This is a genomic window from Mesorhizobium sp. B2-4-2 (assembly GCF_006442845.1).
In the GTDB taxonomy this organism is placed as follows: domain Bacteria; phylum Pseudomonadota; class Alphaproteobacteria; order Rhizobiales; family Rhizobiaceae; genus Mesorhizobium.
In genome coordinates, this window is sequence record NZ_VFVM01000002.1 from 614,861 (window position 1) to 631,785 (window position 16,925).

Below are 16,925 nucleotides of genomic sequence, written 5' to 3' on the forward strand. Positions count from 1 at the left end.
CGATGTCGGGCCGCTAGGAGAAGATAAAGACTATGGCGACAAAGGAAAAGGAAGAGGTCGAGACCGAACGCGAAGGCGCCACCGATGGCCCTCTGCTCGACCTTTCCGATGATGCTGTCAAGAAGATGATCAAGGCCGCCAAGAAGCGCGGCTATGTCACCATGGACGAGCTGAATTCGGTGCTGCCCTCCGAGGAAGTGACCTCCGAGCAGATCGAGGACACGATGGCGATGCTGTCCGACATGGGCATCAACGTCGTCGAGGACGACGAGCAGGGCGAAGAGGCCGAGGCCGGCGACACCGCGGCGGATGCCGAGGAAGACGCCAACGAGCTGGCCGAGCAGACCGGCACCGCCGTCGCCGCCACAACCACGAAGAAAGAGCCGACCGACCGCACCGACGATCCGGTGCGCATGTACCTGCGCGAAATGGGTTCGGTCGAGTTGTTGTCGCGCGAGGGCGAAATCGCCATCGCCAAGCGCATCGAGGCCGGCCGCGAGACGATGATCGCGGGCCTGTGCGAAAGCCCGCTGACCTTCCAGGCCATCATCATCTGGCGCGACGAGCTCAACGAATCCAAGATCCTGCTGCGTGAGATCATCGACCTCGAAGCCACCTATGCCGGCCCCGAGGCCAAGCAGGCGCCGGTGGTGGAGCGCGTCGAGGAAGCGCCCAAGGTCGAGGAAAAGCCGCGCCGCGGACGCGACGATGAAGACGACATCACCAATGTCGGCGCCGACACGCGCGGCATCGGAGATGACGACGAGGAGGACGAGGACGAGGCCAGCCTGTCGCTGGCGGCAATGGAAGCCGAGCTGCGCCCGCAGGTCATGGAAACGCTCGACGTCATCGCCGACACCTACAAGAAGCTGCGCAAGCTGCAGGATCAGCAGGTCGAGAACCGGCTGGCCGCGGCCGGCACGCTGTCGCCCAGCCAGGACCGCCGCTTGAAGGAGCTGAAGGATCAGCTCATCAAGGCGGTGAAGTCGCTGTCGCTCAACACGGCGCGCATCGAGGCGCTGGTCGAGCAGCTCTACGACATCAACAAGCGCCTGGTGCAGAACGAGGGCAAGCTTCTGCGTCTCGCCGAAAGCTATGGCGTGCGCCGCGAGGAGTTCCTGAAGGAATATCAGGGCTCCGAACTCGACCCGAACTGGACGCGCTCAATTGCCAATCTGACCTCGCGCGGCTGGAAGGAGTTCACCAAGAACGAGAAGGACGCGATCAGGGACCTGCGCGCCGAGATCCAGAATCTGGCCACGGAAACGGCCATCTCGATCCTGGAATTCCGCAAGATCGTCAACCAGGTGCAGAAGGGCGAGCGCGAAGCGGCTATCGCCAAGAAGGAAATGGTCGAGGCCAATCTGCGCCTCGTAATCTCCATCGCCAAGAAATACACCAATCGCGGCCTGCAGTTCCTTGACCTGATCCAGGAAGGCAATATCGGCCTTATGAAGGCCGTCGACAAATTCGAGTATCGCCGCGGCTACAAGTTCTCGACCTACGCGACATGGTGGATCAGGCAGGCGATCACGCGTTCGATCGCCGACCAGGCGCGCACCATCCGCATTCCGGTGCACATGATCGAGACGATCAACAAGATCGTGCGCACCTCGCGCCAGATGCTGCACGAGATCGGCCGCGAGCCGACGCCGGAGGAACTGGCCGAGAAGCTCGCAATGCCGCTCGAAAAAGTGCGCAAGGTGCTGAAGATCGCCAAGGAGCCGATCTCGCTCGAAACGCCGGTCGGCGACGAGGAGGATTCGCATCTGGGCGACTTCATCGAGGACAAGATGGCGATCCTGCCGATCGACGCGGCGATCCAGGCCAATCTGCGCGAGACCACCACGCGCGTGCTCGCCTCGCTGACGCCGCGCGAGGAGCGTGTGCTGCGCATGCGCTTCGGCATCGGCATGAACACCGACCATACGCTCGAGGAAGTCGGCCAGCAGTTCTCGGTCACCCGCGAGCGTATCCGCCAGATCGAAGCCAAGGCGTTGCGCAAGCTCAAGCACCCGAGCCGCTCGCGCAAGCTTAGAAGCTTCCTGGATAGCTGAGGCCTACCGATTGTGAAGAGATCAAGGGCGCCCATCGTGGCGCCCTTTTTCTTTGGCGCTCGCCATTGCGGCACGCGCCCTTAGGGAGGATAATTTCGTGTCGGATGCATTTTTCTGGGCGACAGCCCGGGAAGCCCGCCCCGGTCGAGGCCGTGTCGACATCGCCATGGCCTGAGCACCGTGCTCCGTGGCCCCGGAGGAGGCGTGCCATGACGACTTACATCATGCTGATGAACTGGACCGAGCAGGGCGCGAAGAACGTGCGCGAATCCCCCAAGCGCCTCGATGCCGCCAAGACGCAACTGGGCGAGATGGGGGGATCGTTCAAGTCGTTCTACCTGACCATGGGGGAATTCGACATGGTGGCGGTGGTCGAAGCGCCCGACGATGCGGTGCTGGCGCGTTTCGCGCTGATGCTGGCCGCGGGCGGCAACGTCAAGTCACGGACCCTGAAGGCTTTCCCGGAGCTTGCTTACCGCGAGATCATCTCGTCGCTTGGATGATGCAAATCGGGACGTTCCGGAGCCGATGAGCAGGTGCCGGCTCGACGGCGCCTTGCGGCAAGACAGTGCGCTTCATCGTGATAGAATGCAGCCAGCGGAGATCGCGATGAAGAAAGTTTCGATATTGGCTATCAGCCTTGCCGCGTGGTCGTCGATGCCGATCGATGCCCACACTGCCCCGCAAAAACCGGTCGGCATGTCCAATCCCGCATCGGTCCATTGCGGAGAGATCGGCGGGCGCCTGGTGATCAAGAAGGACAAGGCTGGCAATGAATATGGATTTTGCCGCTTGCCCAATCGGCGGCTGTGCGAAGAGTGGGAGCTGTTTCGCGACAACAAATGCGTCGGGCCGAAGACGGTGATGGGCCTGAAGTGATCGACAGCAGAACCAGGCCCTTGCTGACCGTCTGGTACAACACGCGCTGCCCGGTCTGTGATGCCGGAATTGCCAGGCAGAAGCGGCGGCTGATCGAGGCGATCAAGGCCGGGCGGATCGAATTTCGCGACATCAATCATGAACCGGAAGCCTTGGCCGGATTTGGCGCTTCGCTGGAAGACATCCGCCGCCGGCTGCACGCGACCGATGCTCAGGGCAGGCTGCTGGTCGGCGCCGATGTCGCCATCGCCGTGTGGGCGCTGACGCCGGGCGAGGGCTGGCTGGCAAAGCTGCTCGGCAACGCCCTTACGCTACCGCTCGCTCGCTTCGGCTACGACCGCTTCGCCGACCTGCTCTATGCCTGGAACCGGCGCAACGGCCGCTGGTAGCGCCGGCTACTCCAATCATGATGAACGCATGTTCGCGCGCGACCGACGGGTCGGCGTCCGACAGATGCTGTTCGCTTCCGGCCCGATACATCGTAAGATATATCTTGACTCCACGCTGGCGTGTGCCTAGCTAAGATATGTCGTAAGATATAACTCAAGGAGCAATCAATGCACGGACACAATCATTTTGGCGATCGCGCCGAGCGCGTCTTCATGCACATGGCCGGCAAATTTGGCGGCAGAGGCGGGGGCGGCGGCTTTGGCCCGTTCGGCCATGGCAGGGGCGGCGGACGCGGCGGCCCGGGCGACATGCTCCGCGCCGGGCGCATGCTGGCCGACGGCGACCTCAAGCTGATCACGCTGTCGCTGCTGGCCGAGGCGCCACGCCATGGCTATGACATCATCAAGGCCTTGGAGGAGCGCACCAGCGGCATCTACAGCCCGAGCCCGGGCGTGGTCTACCCGACGCTGACCTTCCTGGAAGAGGCAGGCTATGCCGTGTCCTCGAGCGAAGGCAACAAGAAGGTGTTTTCGATCACCGAGGCCGGGCAGGCGCATCTTGCCGACAACCGTGAGATGATCGACGGCGTTCTAGACCATCTCGAGCGCTTCGGCCGCAAGATGGCCAAGGCGCGCGACTGGTTCGGCTGGAACGACGATAGCGAGGATCGGCGCGACGGCCGAGGCGGCCGTTCGGAAAAGCGCGACGAATTCCGTGCGCTGCGCCACCGGCTGCGCGCCGCGCTGAGCGACATCGTCGATGCGCCGGCGGACAAGCAGGCCGAGGCGATGAGCATCCTCGAAGACGCCGCCGCGGCGCTCGAAGCGCTGTCGCGCAAATAACCCGGCTTCGGTCCAACCGGCACGGCCCTTGCCCGTCCGAGCAAGGAGCGATAGTGAAATTCATCCTGCGCCACATTATGTGGTGCGGGATGAATGCTGTTGGAGGAAGCCCGATGTCTTTTCTGAAGCGTCTTTTCGGCGGTGGCGGTGATGAAGCGGCCGAGCCAAAGAGCGCCGCACCGGCCAAGCAGGTGGAGCACAAGGGTTTCACGATCAGCGCCACGCCCTACAAGGCCGATGGCCAGTACCAGACCTGCGGCGTCGTCTCCAAGGACGTCGACGGCGTCCTGAAGGAACACAGATTCATCCGCGCCGATCGCTTCGCCGGGTTGGACGACGCCGTCGACATCTCGATCAAGAAGGGCATCCAGCTCGTCGACGAGCAGGGCGAGCGGATGTTCGGGTAGACCGCCGACGAACGGCTCAAGAATTCCAGAGATCCGAGGGCCGGTCCAGATATGGGCCGGCCCTTTCGTTTGCTCCGCTATGCCGGCTGCAGCGCTCTGCGCGGCAGTGGCGGGAAGGCGATGGCGATGCCCGCCGCACCCAGCCCGATGAGGGCCGAACCGATGAACAGCCATTGGTAGTTGGCGTAGGCGTCGAACACCATGCCGCCGGCGAGCGGGCCGAGCGCCATGCCGAGGCTGGACAGCATGGTGGCGGCGCCGAACACGGTGCCCAGGATGCGCTGGCCGAAATATTCGCGCGCCAGCACTGCGTAGAGGGGCATGACGCCGCCATAGGTGGCGCCGAAGACGACGGCCAGCATGTAGAACTGGTCGAGCTGGCTGATCGAGAGATAGGCGGCGATCACCACGGCCTGGATCAACAAGCCGGCGATCAGCACCGGCTTGACGCCAAGCCTGTCGGCGAGCACGCCATAGAGCAGACGCCCGCCAAGCCCGGCAAGGCCCTCGACGCTGTAGATCGAGACGGCGGCCATGGGCGCCACGCCGCACAGCATGGCATAGCTGACCATGTGGAAAATCGGCCCCGAATGCGCCGCGCAGCAGGCGAAGAAGGTCAGCCCCAAGACGATGAATTGCGGCGAGCGCAGCGCTTGGCCGACGCTCAGGCCGGCGCCCTCGGCAACCGGCGAGGAGCCGGTGTCGGTCACGACAGGCTTCGGTGGCTGGCGCACCAGAAGCACCGCCGGCAGGAGCAGCACCCAAGCCATGATGCCGATGTCGAACATGGCGGTGCGCCATTCATAGGCCGAGATCAGCCAGCGGGCGAAGGGCGAGATCGTCATCGGCGCGACGCCCATGCCGGCCGAGACCAGCGACACGGCAAGGCCGCGATTGGTGTCGAACCAGCCTGTTGTAAGCGCGATCATCGGTGCGAAGAAGGCGCTGGCCGCGAGCCCGACGAGCACGCCAAAGGTGATCTGGAAGGTGATAAGCGAGCCCGCGCGGCTGGCCAGCACCAAGGCCAGGCCGAGAAGCAACGCGCCGATCGTGACGACGATGCGGGCGCCGAAGCGGTCCGACAGCGCGCCCCAGGCGAAGCCGCCAAGGCCCATGACCAGGAAATTGAGCGTCATCGCGCTCGATATGCCGGCGCGTGACCAACCGGTATCGAGCGCAATCGGCTCGAGGAAGATCGCCAGCGAAAACATGGTGCCGATGGCGACACAGGACATCAGCGCGCCGGCCGCGACAATGACCCAACGATAGGAAAGGTTCATGGTTTTCTCCCATGCCGTAAGGCATTTGTTGTGCGGCACGGCCTGACTTGGCCTGCCGCTTGCGTCCGAAGGACGCCGGCGCCGGCACCAATCCTACAATCCGGTTGCATTTTTTATCCAGTCCGGGATGGGCCATTCCCCGGCGCCTAGATCGGCAGTTCCGATGTGTATTTGATGGTCTGGCTGGGAACGTCGGTCTTGACGTTCTGCACGCCCCTGATGCGGCTGAGATGTTCCGACTGGAAGCGGCGGTAGTCGTCGATGCCGGCCGCCACCACGCGCACCATGGCGTCGCAGTCGCCGAGCATCAGATAACATTCCATCACCTGCGGCAGCTTGGCCACTTCGGTGGCGAAATGCTCGATCGTGTCTTCGTCCTGCGCTTTCAGCCAGATGCGGGTGAAGAAGGTCAGGCCCTTGCCGATGCGGGCCGGATTGAGCACTGCGACGTAGCGGTCGATGACGCCGGCCTCCTCCAGGAGCTTGACGCGACGCAGGCACGGCGACGGCGACAGGCCGACTTCAGCGGCCAGTTCATTGTTGGCCATGCGCCCGTCGCGCTGCAGTGCCCGCAGGATGCGCTTGTCGATCTCGTCAAGTTTCATGGCTCTAAATTCCGTTTATCTGTTGATTCATGGCATAAGATGCCAAAATCTGGTAAAAGACAACAATCTTCGCAACCAAATTGCGAGGCCTGGCGGCTATGGTTGCCCTGACATCAGCGGCATCCAACGGAACCGGCAGAGGCGGCCGCGCGGCGCGGCCGGAGGAAGATCATGAGCATTGCAGAGACCAGATCGGCGGCGGGCGGCGGACTGAACTCCGAGTTCCGGCGGGGCGTGGCCTCCTGCGCGCCCGTGCTGTTCGGCACCATCCCTTATGCGCTGGTGCTTGGTGCACAGGCCACACAAAGGGGGCTCAGCACCGCAGAACTGTCGCTGCTGACGGGACTGAACTTCGCCGGCGGCTCGGAATTCGCGGCGATCCAGCTGTGGACGTCGCCGCCGCATGTCCTGCTCATCGTCGCCATTACCTTCCTGGTCAACAGCCGCCATCTCCTGATGGGGGCGGCACTGGCGCCGTTCCTGCGCGACCTGCCGCGGCGCAAGGCGTTTTCCGCGCTGTTCTTCATGTGCGACGAAAGCTGGGCGCTCGGCCTGGCCGACGCCAAACGGCGCGCCGCCGACGGCGTCGCGCCAGCCTTCAGCCCGCGCTACTATATGGGCGCGGCAGTGGCGATGTACCTGACCTGGGTGGCCTTCACCACAATTGGCGCCTTGCTCGGGCCGGTGCTGGGCGAAGCCGAGACCTACGGCTTCGACATGGCGTTCGCGGCCGTCTTCCTGGTACTGCTGCGCGGCATGTGGAAGGATGTTGCCGCTGCGCGGCCGTGGCTGGTCAGTCTGATCATCGCGGCGCTGACCTACCTTTTCGTTCCCGGCGCCTGGTATGTAGCGGCGGGCGCGCTGGCGGGGCTGGTCTCGGCCTGGCTGTTGTGGAGGGATGAGGCATGATCGACGCGCAGACGCTTCTCACCATCGTGCTGATGGCCGGTGTCACGTACCTCAGCCGCGTCGGCGGCTATGTCGTGCTGCGCAATCGGGTGCTCAGCGCGCGGGCAACGGCCGTGATGGAGGCGGCGCCCGGCTGCGTGCTGATCTCGGTGATCGCGCCTGCCTTCGTCTCGAAAAACCCGGCCGATCTTCTGGCTCTGGCCGTCACGCTGATTGCCGCCACGCGATTTTCAATGCTGCCGACCGTGCTGATCGGGGTCGCTTCGGCGGGACTGCTGCGGCACATCATTGGATAGGCCAAAAAAGGCAGGCGCGGGCGCCTGCCTTCGATCTGGTTGGCAATCAGAGCTTTTACGCGGCTGCCGCGACATCCCGGCTGGCAGCCACCACGGCGTCGACCTTGGCGGTTGCCTTGGCGAGCGCTTCGCTTACTGCATCAGGACCCTTGGCGACGCCTTCGATGCGGATGACGTCGACGTCGGTCATGCCGATGAAGCCGAGCACCGAGCGCAGATAGGGAACGGCGTGATCGAACTGCACGGCCGCGCCTTCCGAGTAGATGCCGCCGGATGCCAGCACGATATAGACCTTCTTGCCGGTGACGAGGCCTTTGGGGCCATTTTCGCCGTAAGCAAAGGTTTTGCCGGAACGGGCGACATGGTCGACCCAGGACTTCAGCGTCGAGGAGATGTTGAAGTTGATGAAGCCTGTCGCCAGGATCACCGTGTCGGCGGCAAACAGTTCGTCGAGCACGGCATCCGAGACTCCGACCACTTCGGCCTGACGCGGCGTGCGGGCTTCGGCAGGCGTATATATGCCGGTCGCATAGTCGGTATCGATATGCGGCAGCGGATTGGCGACAAGGTCGCGCACGACAAGCGTGTTCGACGGGTCGGCTGCGAGCAGCTTCTGAGCGAATTCGGTGGCGATACGGGTCGAGTGCGAGGCAGCGCCGCGCGGGCTCGACGTGACGAGAAGAATGGACATGTTGGGTCTCTCCAGTGGAATTGGACTGTCCCGCTACATATGGGCTATTAACCCATCAGATAAACCGGTATATTTTATATATGATCCATCCATTAATTAGATACGATGATGCAGCCTAATCCGACACTCGACCAGCTTCAGATCCTCGTGGCCGTTGCCGACACCGGCAGTTTTTCCGCCGCCGGCCGCAAGCTCAACCGGGCGCAATCCGTCATCAGCTACGGCATCGCCAATCTCGAGGCGCAACTCGGGCTGAAGCTGTTCGAGCGCGAGGGCACGCGAGAGCCGCAGCTGACCGAGATCGGTCGGGCGATGCTGGAAGACGCGCGGCGGATGATCAGCGTGCTGCACCGCATACGCTCGCGCGTCGATGGTCACCATCGGGGGCTGGAGGCGGAAGTCGCGCTGTCGGTGGATGCGGCGCTGCCTTCGCCAGTGCTGGTGCGGGTGCTCAAGGCGTTCGAGGCGCAATTTCCGACCGTGATGCTGCGCCTGCACATCGGCACACTCGGCCTAATCCCCGACCACGTTGTCGGTGGCCAGGCCGATCTCGGTATTGGCGGCCTGCTGGGCGATGTCGACGTCCATCTGGTGGGTATAGGCTTCATGTCGATAGTGCTGGCAGCCGCGCCCACCCACCCGCTGGCGCTGCTGCCCAAACCGGTCGCGATCGAGGACGCGCGCGAACACACACAACTCGTCGTCACCGACCAGTCCGAGCGTACCAAGGGGCGCGATTTTGGCGTCTTCGCCTACCGAACCTGGCGACTGACGGACCTGCGCACCAAACATATGTTGATGCGTGAGGGGCTGGGCTGGGGCGGGCTGCCGCGTTGGCTGATCGCTGACGATCTGGCTACCGGCCGTCTCGTGGAACTCGACCTCGAGCCTTTCAGGGAGGTGCGTTCGCCGCTCTATGCCATGCACCGCGCCGACCGCAGCCCGAAGCCGGCGGCGGCCTGGCTGATCGACCAGTTCAAGCGCCAACTTGGCTGCTTCAACGAGTTCGAGCCGGGCGAGGTGCCCGACGAAGAGCCGGAAATTTCCAGCGCACAGATTTGATTCCAACCTTTGCCCTGGATCTCATCGGCGGGAAGCCTCGGATCACGCGCGGGACAACCCATCGATCAGTGCCGTGAGAACGGTGCGGTAGTCTTCGGCCGAACCGCCCGCCTCAATGGCAAGTGCCGCGCGGTCGAAGGCGGCGGCGAGCAGGGCGGTCGTCGCTTCGGCCGGAAGCTTCTTTATGGTCCGCGCCCGCATCGCCGCGACCAGCCCTTCGCGCAGCGAGCGATTGCCATGGCGGTTGTCGATGGCGTCCATTTCGGCGCGGCCGAGCACGGCCGGGCCGTCGAGCAGCAGGAGCCGCGTGCGGCCGGGCGCGCGCATGGCGGCAAGATAGGCGTCGGAGCCGGCAATGAGCGCGTCGCGGGCATTGAGCGAAGGCGGCGCTGCGCCCTCGATCTCCCGCGCCACGGCCTCTGCCTCCTGCTCGACGACGGCGCCGAACAGCGCCTGCTTGTCGGAGAAGTGGTGGTAGAGCGCGCCGCGCGTCACGCCGGCCGCGGCGACGATCTCTGGTGTGCCGGTCTCGGCGTAGGATTTTTCGATGAACAGTTTTCGCGCCGCGGCGATCAGATCGGCGCGTGTCGCCTCGGTGCGGTCACGGTTGGAACGGCGCGCTGATCTCTGTTGCATACATGCAGCCTGTATGTTAATTCAATTTACATGCAGACTGTATGTTGCTTGACGGGAGAAGGAAAGATGAAGACGACCAGCTATTATCCGGTGCTGATGACCGGGGACGTTGCCGGCACAGCGGCGTTCTATGTCGAACATTTCGCCTTCCGGCCGCTGTTTACGAGCGACTGGTACGTGCATCTGCAATCGGTGGAGAGCAAGCGCGTCAATCTCGGTATCGTGCGAGGCGACCATGAGACGATCCCGGAAGAGGGACGGGGTCGGAGCTCGGGCCTGCTGATCAACTTCGAAGTCCGTGATCCCGATGCGGTCTATGAGCGGATCACAGCCGCCGGCCTGCCCATCCTTCGGTCCCTGCGCGACGAGCCTTTTGGTCAGCGCCATTTCATCACCAGGGATCCCAACGGCGTCCTGATCGATGTCATCAAGCCGATCCCGCCAAGCGAGGAATTCCTGGCACAGTATGCGCAGGGTGCAGTGAGCGCCTGAGTGGAAACTCAACCAGCCCTTGCCACTGGCGTCACTGTCACCTGGCTGACACCGGTGCGGCGCACCACCGTGCACCGCGTCTCGCGGCCGATCCGCTCGGCGTCGAGCAAACGCACCAGGTCGTCGACGCCGGTGACCGGTCGGCCGTCTATCGCGGCGACGATATCGCCTTCCCTGAGGCCGGCCCTGGCCGCAGGGCCCTCCTTCTCGACGCCGCGCAGCCGAACCGCGGTCTTGCTCGATACTTGTGACAGAAGGGCCGCGCGACGGGGCAGGTTGACGGTGTCGGCCGACACCCCGATGAAGGCGCGACGGACGCGGCCGAAACGGATGATCTCCGAAATGACGAAATTGGCGGTGTTGGAGGCGACGGCAAAGGCAATGCCTTGCGCACCATGGATCATGGCGGTGTTGACGCCGATCACCTCGCCCGCCGAGGATACCAACGGTCCGCCGGAATTGCCGGGGTTGAGCGCGGCGTCGGTCTGGATGACATCGTCGATCAGCCGGCCGGTGGAAGCGCGCATCGAGCGGCCGAGCGCCGAGACGACGCCCGAGGTGACGGTCCATTCGAAGCCGAGCGGGTTGCCGATGGCTATGGCGATCTGGCCGCGCCGCAGGCGCTTGGAATCGCCCAGCGGAGCGACATCGGCAAAGCTGCCGTCGGCGCGCACCAGCGCGATGTCGGTGTCGGCGTCGCGGCCGAGCACGCGGCCTTCGCTGGAGGCGCCGTCGGGCATCGATACGCGCACCGTTCTGGCATCGCCGACGACGTGGAAGTTGGTGACGACGAGCCCATCATGCGCAATGACGAAGCCCGACCCATGCCCGCCCTGGCCACCGATGCGCTCGATGCGGCAGACAGCCGGGCCGATGCGGTCGACAGCATCGGCCACCGTCGTCGAGTAGGCGTCGAGCAGCGCGTCGTCGGATTGGAATTTGGCGGCAGCAACGGCCATTGGCAGGCTCCATGTTTTCAGGCGCAACGATGACTATATGTGCGGAGCGGCTTCATCCGCCGCGACCTGACCAGATGGCCAGTCGCCCGGCCGACTAGCCGTCAGGCGAGTATCTCCAAGCGCGCTGCCGCGCGATATCTGGGGCATGGATGAACCCAGGAGACTGCTATGAGCGAATTCAATCTAAGTGCCTTTTCGGAAGCCATTGCCGATCTGGCAGCCAAGGCGGCACCGGCGACCGCGAGCTTCACCACCCACAATCATCGCACAGCGAGCGCTTTCCATTGGCGCGACGGCTACTTCGTTGCCGCCGAGGAAGCCGTCGAGGCCGGCGAGGAGATCGAGCTGACGCTGGCTTCGGGCGAGACGGTGAAGGCCGATCTTGTCGGCCGCGATCCCTCGACCGGCGTCGCCCTGCTCAAGCCGGCCGGTGCTACCAATGCCGAGCCGTTGGCCAAAGCGGATGCGGTGCGGCCCGGCAATATTGCCGTCGCCATCGGCAACAGCCGGGGTTCGGCGTTGGCAGTTTCAGGCTCGGTCGGCGAAGTCGGCCCGGCCTGGCGCTCAATGCGCGGCGGCACCATCGACCGGCGCATCAACCTGGCGGTGGGCGCCGGCGGCCGTTTCGAGGGCGGCCCGGTGCTCGATGCCAAGGGCGCGCTGATCGGCATGCTGTTGTTCGGGCCGCGCGGCCGCGCGCTGGTCATGCCTTACGAGACGATCGAGCGAGCGGTCGCAACGCTGCGCGAAAAAGGCCATGTCGCCCGCGGCTATCTCGGCGCCGGTCTGCATCCGATCCGTGACGGCGAGGCCCGCGGCGCCATCGTCATGAGCCTTGATGACAACGGTCCGGCCAAGGCCGCCGGCCTTTCCCTCGGCGACATCATCGTCGCCTGGAACGGCGAGGCGGTGAGCGGCCCGCGCGAGCTGATCCGCAGGCTCGGCCCCGACAGTGCCGGAGCTTCGGTTACGCTCGGTGTCGTGCGCGGCGGAGAACAGCGCGACGTGGCGCTGACGGTCGGCGAAAAGCCGCTCAGCTGAGAGGATTAATGGACGCGATCGCGACAGGCGAGATGACGCAAAGCAGCACCGGCGAGCGGCAGCTGGTCGTGCTGGTCGCGCTCGGTGATGCCGCGCGCGCCGAGCGGCTGTCCGCGTCGCTTGCCGCGACCGACGATCTGCTGCCGGTGACGCCGGGCAGCAGCGAAGCGGTTGATGTCGCCATCGTCGACGAGACCGCCGGCCCCACGGGTGCGGGAACAGGGAAGGGCGACGCCGTTCCCGCCGCGACCGCGCGGGTGCTGTTGTCTTCGCAGGCCGGCCTGGCACGGCCGCAGGGGCAGGTGTTCGCCGTGCTGCCGACGGCGGCGGATGCAATGCTGATTGCGGCCGCCGCCAGGCTGGCGGCGGCCGGCTACCGCGTCTTTGGCGACAGCGGATCCGTTCCTGGCCGCCGCGATGATTTCCACGGCGGCGATATTGGCGGCGACGGCCTTTTCGACGAGGAGCATCCCGACGAGCATGCCGCCCGCCCGGCGCTGTCGCCGCGAGAAGCGGAAGTGCTGGCGCTGCTGGCCGAGGGCGCCCCCAACAAGGTAATCGCGCGGCGGCTCGACATTTCCGTGCATACGGCGAAGTTCCACGTCGCAGCGATCCTGATCAAGCTCGGCGCCGCCAACCGAACGGATGCCATCGCCATTGCGATGCGGCAGGGGCTGGTGCTGGTCTAGGGTGACGTCTCAGCCAGGATTTGACGATCATCGTCAAAGTCAGCGCTGCCCCTATAGCTCCAGATCATTTACAGCGGCAAGGAACGGACCCTCCGCAGCGTCACCGTCAGCCGCTGCCGCAAGCTCTTGTATCCGGGGACCGCCACAGGCAAGGATCGCGCTACGAGACAAGCAAGCGGAGGAAAAATGTCGCTCAAGGGAAAGACGCTGTTCATCTCCGGCGGGTCGCGCGGCATCGGGCTGGCGATCGCCTTGCGCGCCGCGCGCGACGGCGCCAATGTGACGATCGCGGCCAAGACCGCTGAGCCACATCCGAAGCTGCCGGGCACGATCTACACCGCCGCTGAAGAGATCGAGCAAGCCGGCGGCAAGGCGCTGCCGGTCCTGTGCGACATTCGCGAGGAGGCGCAAGTAGCCGAAGCGGTGTCGACGACGGTCGAAAAATTCGGCGGCATCGATATCTGTGTCAACAATGCCAGCGCTATCCAGCTCACCGGGACCCTGGAAACCGACATGAAGCGTTACGACCTGATGCACCAGATCAACACGCGCGGCACGTTTCTCGTTTCCAAAATGTGCATTCCGCACCTAAAGTTGGCCGGGAATCCTCATATCCTGAATCTGGCGCCGCCGCTCGACATGAAGGCCAAGTGGTTCAAGAATCATGTCGCCTACACCATGGCCAAGTTCGGCATGTCCATGTGCACGCTGGGCATGAGCGCGGAGTTCGTCAAGGACGGCATCGCGGTCAATTCGCTGTGGCCGATCTCGACCATCGATACCGCGGCGGTGCGCAATCTTCTGGGCGGCGCGACGGTGGCCGCGATGAGCCGTTCGCCCGAAATCATGGCCGATGCCGCGCATGCCATCTTCATGCGGCCATCACGCGAAGCGACCGGCAATTTCTACATCGACGAGGAAGTGCTGCGCGCCGAGGGGATCAGCGATTTCTCGGTGTATGCGCCGGGTGCGGCCGGGCCGCTGGCCGGCGACTTTTTTGTCCCGGACGAGGTGTTTGCCAATTCCGACACGAAGATCAGGACGGCTTTCTAAAGATGTATCGAGGCGCAATTCCGGATGGAACTCGGTTTCAGACTTTCCTGCAGTTGCTCTGAGCAAAAAGCCCCGCCGGAGGGGGCCGGCGGGGCTCAGTGCGTCCCGCTGGAGTCGGGACGGGGCAGGGAACGCCCGATCCTGAATCTGGGGTAGGCAAACTCGCGATTCAATGAGCGGGATCTAACACCAGGACAATTCTTGTTGAACTTGGGCCGTTGCCCGCGATCTCGCCCATCCCGGTTCAGCCGGGATGGGCCTTTTGCCGATCTGATTCCAGAAGCCTGCTCAAGCGGCTGGAAATGCAGACATTTGATCGACCATGATCTTTTCCGAAAGCCGGTTTCCGGCTCCCGGATCCTGGTCAGTTGTTGCTCGCCACCGGCGCCACCAGCGAGGTGATGCGACGGATGGCGACACGCCGGTTCTCGCGGTTGGGGCCTGAGGTGTCGACCTTCAGATATTCCTCGCCATAGCCCTGCGTGGTCAGGTTTTCAGGCGGTATGCCGAAGGCGTTGGTCAGCGCTTCGGCCACCGCTTCGGCGCGGCGGTCCGACAGAGCGAGGTTCGCCTCCGGTGTGCCGACAGCGTCGGTGTGGCCCTCGATCAGGAAGGTCTCGGCCGGGTTCTTCTTCAACAGCTTCTCCATGGCCGTGGCGACACCCTCGAGCTTCTGCACCTCGGCATCGGAGATCGAGGAAGAGCCGAATTCGAAGTTCAGCGTGTCAAGATCGATGCGTCGGGCAATGTCGCGCACCCGCGCGGAACGCTTGACCTCGTTGATCGAATAGAGGCGCTGCACCTTCTCCACCGGCGGCTGCTCGAGGAAGGTATAGTAGTCGTCCGGGCTTTCGACCTCTTCGGAGTCAAGGATGTAGTCCCGGCGCGGAATGGTCAGCCGCATCGGTGGTAGGTCGTCGCCCGGATCGCGCCAATCATTATCGTCGTCGTAGCTTCGTTCGTCGACATAGCTCAACACATACTCATGACCGTCGGGCATGATGCGCGACCGCTGGATGATGTCGCCGTAGCGGTTGCGGATAGTGACGATCTGTACGCCGTTGTCGCGCTCGACTGTCTCGCGCGTGCGGCCTTGCGACAGATCCTCATAGTAGACATCCTTGGCGCCGCGGGTCAGGCGCGGGCGGTCACTGCTCTGAACGTATGTCTGATCGTTGAGCTGGATGATGACGCGATCGCCGATCTCCTTGAGCACGTCGACACCCTTGGGGCGGCGGCGGTCGCGGATGTTCTCGTCCGGTGCGCGCTCGAGGCGTTTGCCCTTCTCCTCGGTAACCGGGACGATTTTTTCCGGTTTGATCTCCTGCTGAGCAGCTCTATCGTCGGTCGGAGGCGGACCCTGGTCGACGGGAGCGACCGCGGGCTGGCGGCCCTGAGCACCGCCCTGCCGGGCGTTTTGCCCACCATTCTGCTGCTCGCCATTTTGCTGCTCGCCATTCTGGTTGGCGGGGTTCCTGCTGGCCTGACCGTTCTCGCCGCGGCCGCGGCGTCGGGCATCCTTCTGGCTGTCGAGAATGGGGGCAGCGTTCTTGTCAGCGGGCGTCTCGGCCTGCTCGGGGTTTTGCCCCTGGACAGGCGCGGCCTTGCCGGCACTGGGCTGTTCACCCGTGGCCGGCTGCTCGCCCGTTGCAGGCTGCCTGCCGGTTTGCTGTTGTTCGCCATTGGCCGGCTGCTCGCTAGCCGGTTGTCTGGCGTTCTTTTTCCTCTTGTCCTGGTGTTGTTCGCCCTGGGCTGCCGGCCGCTCGCCTGAGGGTGCCGGTTCTGCCTTGGGTGCTTCTGCGGCAGGTGCTTCCTTCGGTGTCGGCACGGCGCTGGGCTCGGCCTGCTGCTCCTGTTTGCGCTTCTTGCGCTGGTTGTCGTTGGCAGGTTCCGTTTGGCCCGCCGGTGCCTGTTCGGTCTGCTGTTGTTGGTCGCGCTTCTTCCTGCGCGGCTGCTGTTCCTCGGTGGCGGGTGCTGCCTCACCGGCTGGCGCCTGCTCGGTCTGCTGCTGCTGGTCGCGCTTCTTCCTGCGCGGCTGCTGTTCCTCGACAGCGGGCGCGGCTTCACCGGCGGGCGCCTGCTCGACCTGCTGCTGGTCGCGCTTCTTCCTGCGTGGCTGTTGTTCCTCGGCAGCTGGTGCGGCCTGCTGCGCGGGGGCCTGTTCGGTCTGCTGTTGCTGATCGCGCTTCTTCCTGCGCGGTTGTTGTTCCTCGACAGCGGGCGCGGCTTCACCAGCCGGCGCCTGCTCGACCTGCTGCTGATCGCGCTTCTTCCTGCGTGGCTGTTGTTCCTCGGCGGCTGGCGCGGACTGCTGTGCGGGTGCCTGTTCGGTCTGCTGTTGTTGCTGATCGCGCTTCTTCTTGCGTAGCAGTTCCTGGTCGCTCTGCTGTGCATCGTCAGTCTGGGTGTCCTGGGCCAGGACCAGCGGCATTGCGCTGTCTCGCATGGGGCCGAACGCGGCACTTCCCTGAAGCGGGGATGCGCCCAACGGCGCGGATGCTATCAGCAGGCCGAGTGCGGTGCCTGCCAGAATCCGTGGTTGGCGTTTCATCGAAATTCTCCTTGTGGGGTCCCATCCTTGCCGAAACCGATTTTAACGAAATTGGTTCCGGCGGCTCATGGTTAGGGACCGTACGG

At 64.3% G+C, this 16,925-nt stretch carries 19 protein-coding genes; 13 read left to right on the forward strand and 6 right to left on the reverse strand.

What is annotated here, in order from left to right; translation table 11 throughout:
• Positions 1-32: 32 nt before the first annotated feature.
• From rpoD to FJ942_RS06740, 6 genes are all read left to right on the forward strand, one after another.
• A complete protein-coding gene (gene rpoD, locus FJ942_RS06715; protein WP_140495911.1) occupies positions 33-2,057 on the forward strand; it encodes an RNA polymerase sigma factor RpoD in 2,025 nt (674 codons plus the stop codon).
• Between the two features lie 209 nt (positions 2,058-2,266).
• Complete coding sequence (locus FJ942_RS06720; protein WP_140495910.1) at positions 2,267-2,560, forward strand: GYD domain-containing protein; 294 nt, start codon at positions 2,267-2,269, stop codon at positions 2,558-2,560.
• A 106-nt stretch (positions 2,561-2,666) separates the two neighbouring features.
• Complete coding sequence (locus tag FJ942_RS06725; RefSeq protein WP_140495909.1) at positions 2,667-2,936, forward strand: DUF333 domain-containing protein; 270 nt, start codon at positions 2,667-2,669, stop codon at positions 2,934-2,936.
• A 20-nt stretch (positions 2,937-2,956) separates the two neighbouring features.
• Positions 2,957-3,325: a DCC1-like thiol-disulfide oxidoreductase family protein gene (locus FJ942_RS06730; RefSeq protein ID WP_140496404.1), complete on the forward strand. Its 369-nt coding sequence runs from the start codon at positions 2,957-2,959 to the stop codon at positions 3,323-3,325.
• 168 nt (positions 3,326-3,493) lie between these two features.
• Complete coding sequence (locus FJ942_RS06735) at positions 3,494-4,168, forward strand: PadR family transcriptional regulator (RefSeq protein ID WP_140897382.1); 675 nt, start codon at positions 3,494-3,496, stop codon at positions 4,166-4,168.
• A 113-nt stretch (positions 4,169-4,281) separates the two neighbouring features.
• Positions 4,282-4,575, forward strand: a complete 294-nt coding sequence (locus tag FJ942_RS06740) for an HlyU family transcriptional regulator (protein WP_140495907.1) — start codon at positions 4,282-4,284, stop codon at positions 4,573-4,575.
• A gap of 77 nt (positions 4,576-4,652) precedes the next feature.
• Here the strand turns inward: FJ942_RS06740 and FJ942_RS06745 are convergent, their stop codons facing one another.
• Positions 4,653-5,855 (reverse strand): MFS transporter, encoded by a 1,203-nt coding sequence (locus FJ942_RS06745; protein ID WP_140897383.1) that lies wholly within the window; start codon positions 5,853-5,855, stop codon positions 4,653-4,655.
• 146 nt (positions 5,856-6,001) lie between these two features.
• Entirely contained in the window at positions 6,002-6,460 is a 459-nt protein-coding gene (locus FJ942_RS06750; protein WP_140897384.1) for an Lrp/AsnC family transcriptional regulator, read from the reverse strand.
• 171 nt (positions 6,461-6,631) lie between these two features.
• Between FJ942_RS06750 and FJ942_RS06755 the strand changes: the two genes are divergently transcribed.
• Together FJ942_RS06755 and FJ942_RS06760 are read left to right on the forward strand one after the other, a co-directional pair.
• Positions 6,632-7,369: an AzlC family ABC transporter permease gene (locus tag FJ942_RS06755; RefSeq protein WP_140555975.1), complete on the forward strand. Its 738-nt coding sequence runs from the start codon at positions 6,632-6,634 to the stop codon at positions 7,367-7,369.
• Entirely contained in the window at positions 7,366-7,665 is a 300-nt protein-coding gene (locus FJ942_RS06760; protein ID WP_140495903.1) for an AzlD family protein, read from the forward strand. The genes FJ942_RS06755 and FJ942_RS06760 overlap by 4 nt, the downstream gene beginning before the upstream one ends.
• Positions 7,666-7,720: 55 nt before the next feature.
• Here the strand turns inward: FJ942_RS06760 and FJ942_RS06765 are convergent, their stop codons facing one another.
• Complete coding sequence (locus tag FJ942_RS06765; protein ID WP_140495902.1) at positions 7,721-8,356, reverse strand: FMN-dependent NADH-azoreductase; 636 nt, start codon at positions 8,354-8,356, stop codon at positions 7,721-7,723.
• 108 nt (positions 8,357-8,464) lie between these two features.
• Between FJ942_RS06765 and FJ942_RS06770 the strand changes: the two genes are divergently transcribed.
• A complete protein-coding gene (locus FJ942_RS06770) occupies positions 8,465-9,418 on the forward strand; it encodes a LysR family transcriptional regulator (protein WP_140897385.1) in 954 nt (317 codons plus the stop codon).
• 42 nt (positions 9,419-9,460) lie between these two features.
• Here FJ942_RS06770 and FJ942_RS06775 read toward each other — a convergent pair whose 3' ends face one another.
• Positions 9,461-10,054: a TetR/AcrR family transcriptional regulator gene (locus FJ942_RS06775; protein WP_140555972.1), complete on the reverse strand. Its 594-nt coding sequence runs from the start codon at positions 10,052-10,054 to the stop codon at positions 9,461-9,463.
• 66 nt (positions 10,055-10,120) lie between these two features.
• Here FJ942_RS06775 and FJ942_RS06780 point away from each other — a divergent pair, with 66 nt between their 5' ends.
• A complete protein-coding gene (locus FJ942_RS06780) occupies positions 10,121-10,546 on the forward strand; it encodes a VOC family protein (protein WP_140818113.1) in 426 nt (141 codons plus the stop codon).
• Between the two features lie 8 nt (positions 10,547-10,554).
• Here the strand turns inward: FJ942_RS06780 and FJ942_RS06785 are convergent, their stop codons facing one another.
• Positions 10,555-11,505: a trypsin-like peptidase domain-containing protein gene (locus FJ942_RS06785; RefSeq protein WP_140675495.1), complete on the reverse strand. Its 951-nt coding sequence runs from the start codon at positions 11,503-11,505 to the stop codon at positions 10,555-10,557.
• Between the two features lie 168 nt (positions 11,506-11,673).
• Between FJ942_RS06785 and FJ942_RS06790 the strand changes: the two genes are divergently transcribed.
• The 3 genes from FJ942_RS06790 to FJ942_RS06800 all read left to right on the forward strand — a co-directional run bounded on the left by FJ942_RS06790 (position 11,674) and on the right by FJ942_RS06800 (position 14,288).
• Positions 11,674-12,546 (forward strand): S1C family serine protease, encoded by an 873-nt coding sequence (locus FJ942_RS06790; RefSeq protein ID WP_140686124.1) that lies wholly within the window; start codon positions 11,674-11,676, stop codon positions 12,544-12,546.
• An 8-nt stretch (positions 12,547-12,554) separates the two neighbouring features.
• Positions 12,555-13,235: a helix-turn-helix transcriptional regulator gene (locus FJ942_RS06795; RefSeq protein ID WP_140516725.1), complete on the forward strand. Its 681-nt coding sequence runs from the start codon at positions 12,555-12,557 to the stop codon at positions 13,233-13,235.
• Positions 13,236-13,421: 186 nt separating this feature from the next.
• On the forward strand, positions 13,422-14,288 hold the full coding sequence (locus tag FJ942_RS06800) for an NAD(P)-dependent oxidoreductase (protein WP_140897386.1): 867 nt from the start codon (positions 13,422-13,424) through the stop codon (positions 14,286-14,288).
• Positions 14,289-14,652: 364 nt separating this feature from the next.
• Here FJ942_RS06800 and FJ942_RS06805 read toward each other — a convergent pair whose 3' ends face one another.
• Complete coding sequence (locus FJ942_RS06805; protein ID WP_140897387.1) at positions 14,653-16,839, reverse strand: OmpA family protein; 2,187 nt, start codon at positions 16,837-16,839, stop codon at positions 14,653-14,655.
• Positions 16,840-16,925: the final 86 nt, after the last annotated feature.

Excerpts from the sequence above, each read along its gene's own strand:
- FJ942_RS06795 (WP_140516725.1), top strand. The coding sequence starts at position 12,555 with ATGGACGCGATCGCGACAGGCGAGATGACGCAAAGCAGCACCGGCGAG.
- FJ942_RS06720 (WP_140495910.1), top strand. The coding sequence starts at position 2,267 with ATGACGACTTACATCATGCTGATGAACTGGACCGAGCAGGGCGCGAAG.
- FJ942_RS06735 (WP_140897382.1), top strand. The coding sequence starts at position 3,494 with ATGCACGGACACAATCATTTTGGCGATCGCGCCGAGCGCGTCTTCATG.
- FJ942_RS06755 (WP_140555975.1), top strand. The coding sequence starts at position 6,632 with ATGAGCATTGCAGAGACCAGATCGGCGGCGGGCGGCGGACTGAACTCC.
- FJ942_RS06805 (WP_140897387.1), bottom strand. The coding sequence starts at position 16,839 with ATGAAACGCCAACCACGGATTCTGGCAGGCACCGCACTCGGCCTGCTG.
- FJ942_RS06790 (WP_140686124.1), top strand. The coding sequence starts at position 11,674 with ATGAGCGAATTCAATCTAAGTGCCTTTTCGGAAGCCATTGCCGATCTG.
- FJ942_RS06740 (WP_140495907.1), top strand. The coding sequence starts at position 4,282 with ATGTCTTTTCTGAAGCGTCTTTTCGGCGGTGGCGGTGATGAAGCGGCC.
- FJ942_RS06750 (WP_140897384.1), bottom strand. The coding sequence starts at position 6,460 with ATGAAACTTGACGAGATCGACAAGCGCATCCTGCGGGCACTGCAGCGC.
- FJ942_RS06800 (WP_140897386.1), top strand. The coding sequence starts at position 13,422 with ATGTCGCTCAAGGGAAAGACGCTGTTCATCTCCGGCGGGTCGCGCGGC.
- FJ942_RS06785 (WP_140675495.1), bottom strand. The coding sequence starts at position 11,505 with ATGGCCGTTGCTGCCGCCAAATTCCAATCCGACGACGCGCTGCTCGAC.
- rpoD (WP_140495911.1), top strand. The coding sequence starts at position 33 with ATGGCGACAAAGGAAAAGGAAGAGGTCGAGACCGAACGCGAAGGCGCC.
- FJ942_RS06760 (WP_140495903.1), top strand. The coding sequence starts at position 7,366 with ATGATCGACGCGCAGACGCTTCTCACCATCGTGCTGATGGCCGGTGTC.
- FJ942_RS06775 (WP_140555972.1), bottom strand. The coding sequence starts at position 10,054 with ATGCAACAGAGATCAGCGCGCCGTTCCAACCGTGACCGCACCGAGGCG.
- FJ942_RS06725 (WP_140495909.1), top strand. The coding sequence starts at position 2,667 with ATGAAGAAAGTTTCGATATTGGCTATCAGCCTTGCCGCGTGGTCGTCG.
- FJ942_RS06765 (WP_140495902.1), bottom strand. The coding sequence starts at position 8,356 with ATGTCCATTCTTCTCGTCACGTCGAGCCCGCGCGGCGCTGCCTCGCAC.
- FJ942_RS06780 (WP_140818113.1), top strand. The coding sequence starts at position 10,121 with ATGAAGACGACCAGCTATTATCCGGTGCTGATGACCGGGGACGTTGCC.
- FJ942_RS06745 (WP_140897383.1), bottom strand. The coding sequence starts at position 5,855 with ATGAACCTTTCCTATCGTTGGGTCATTGTCGCGGCCGGCGCGCTGATG.
- FJ942_RS06770 (WP_140897385.1), top strand. The coding sequence starts at position 8,465 with ATGCAGCCTAATCCGACACTCGACCAGCTTCAGATCCTCGTGGCCGTT.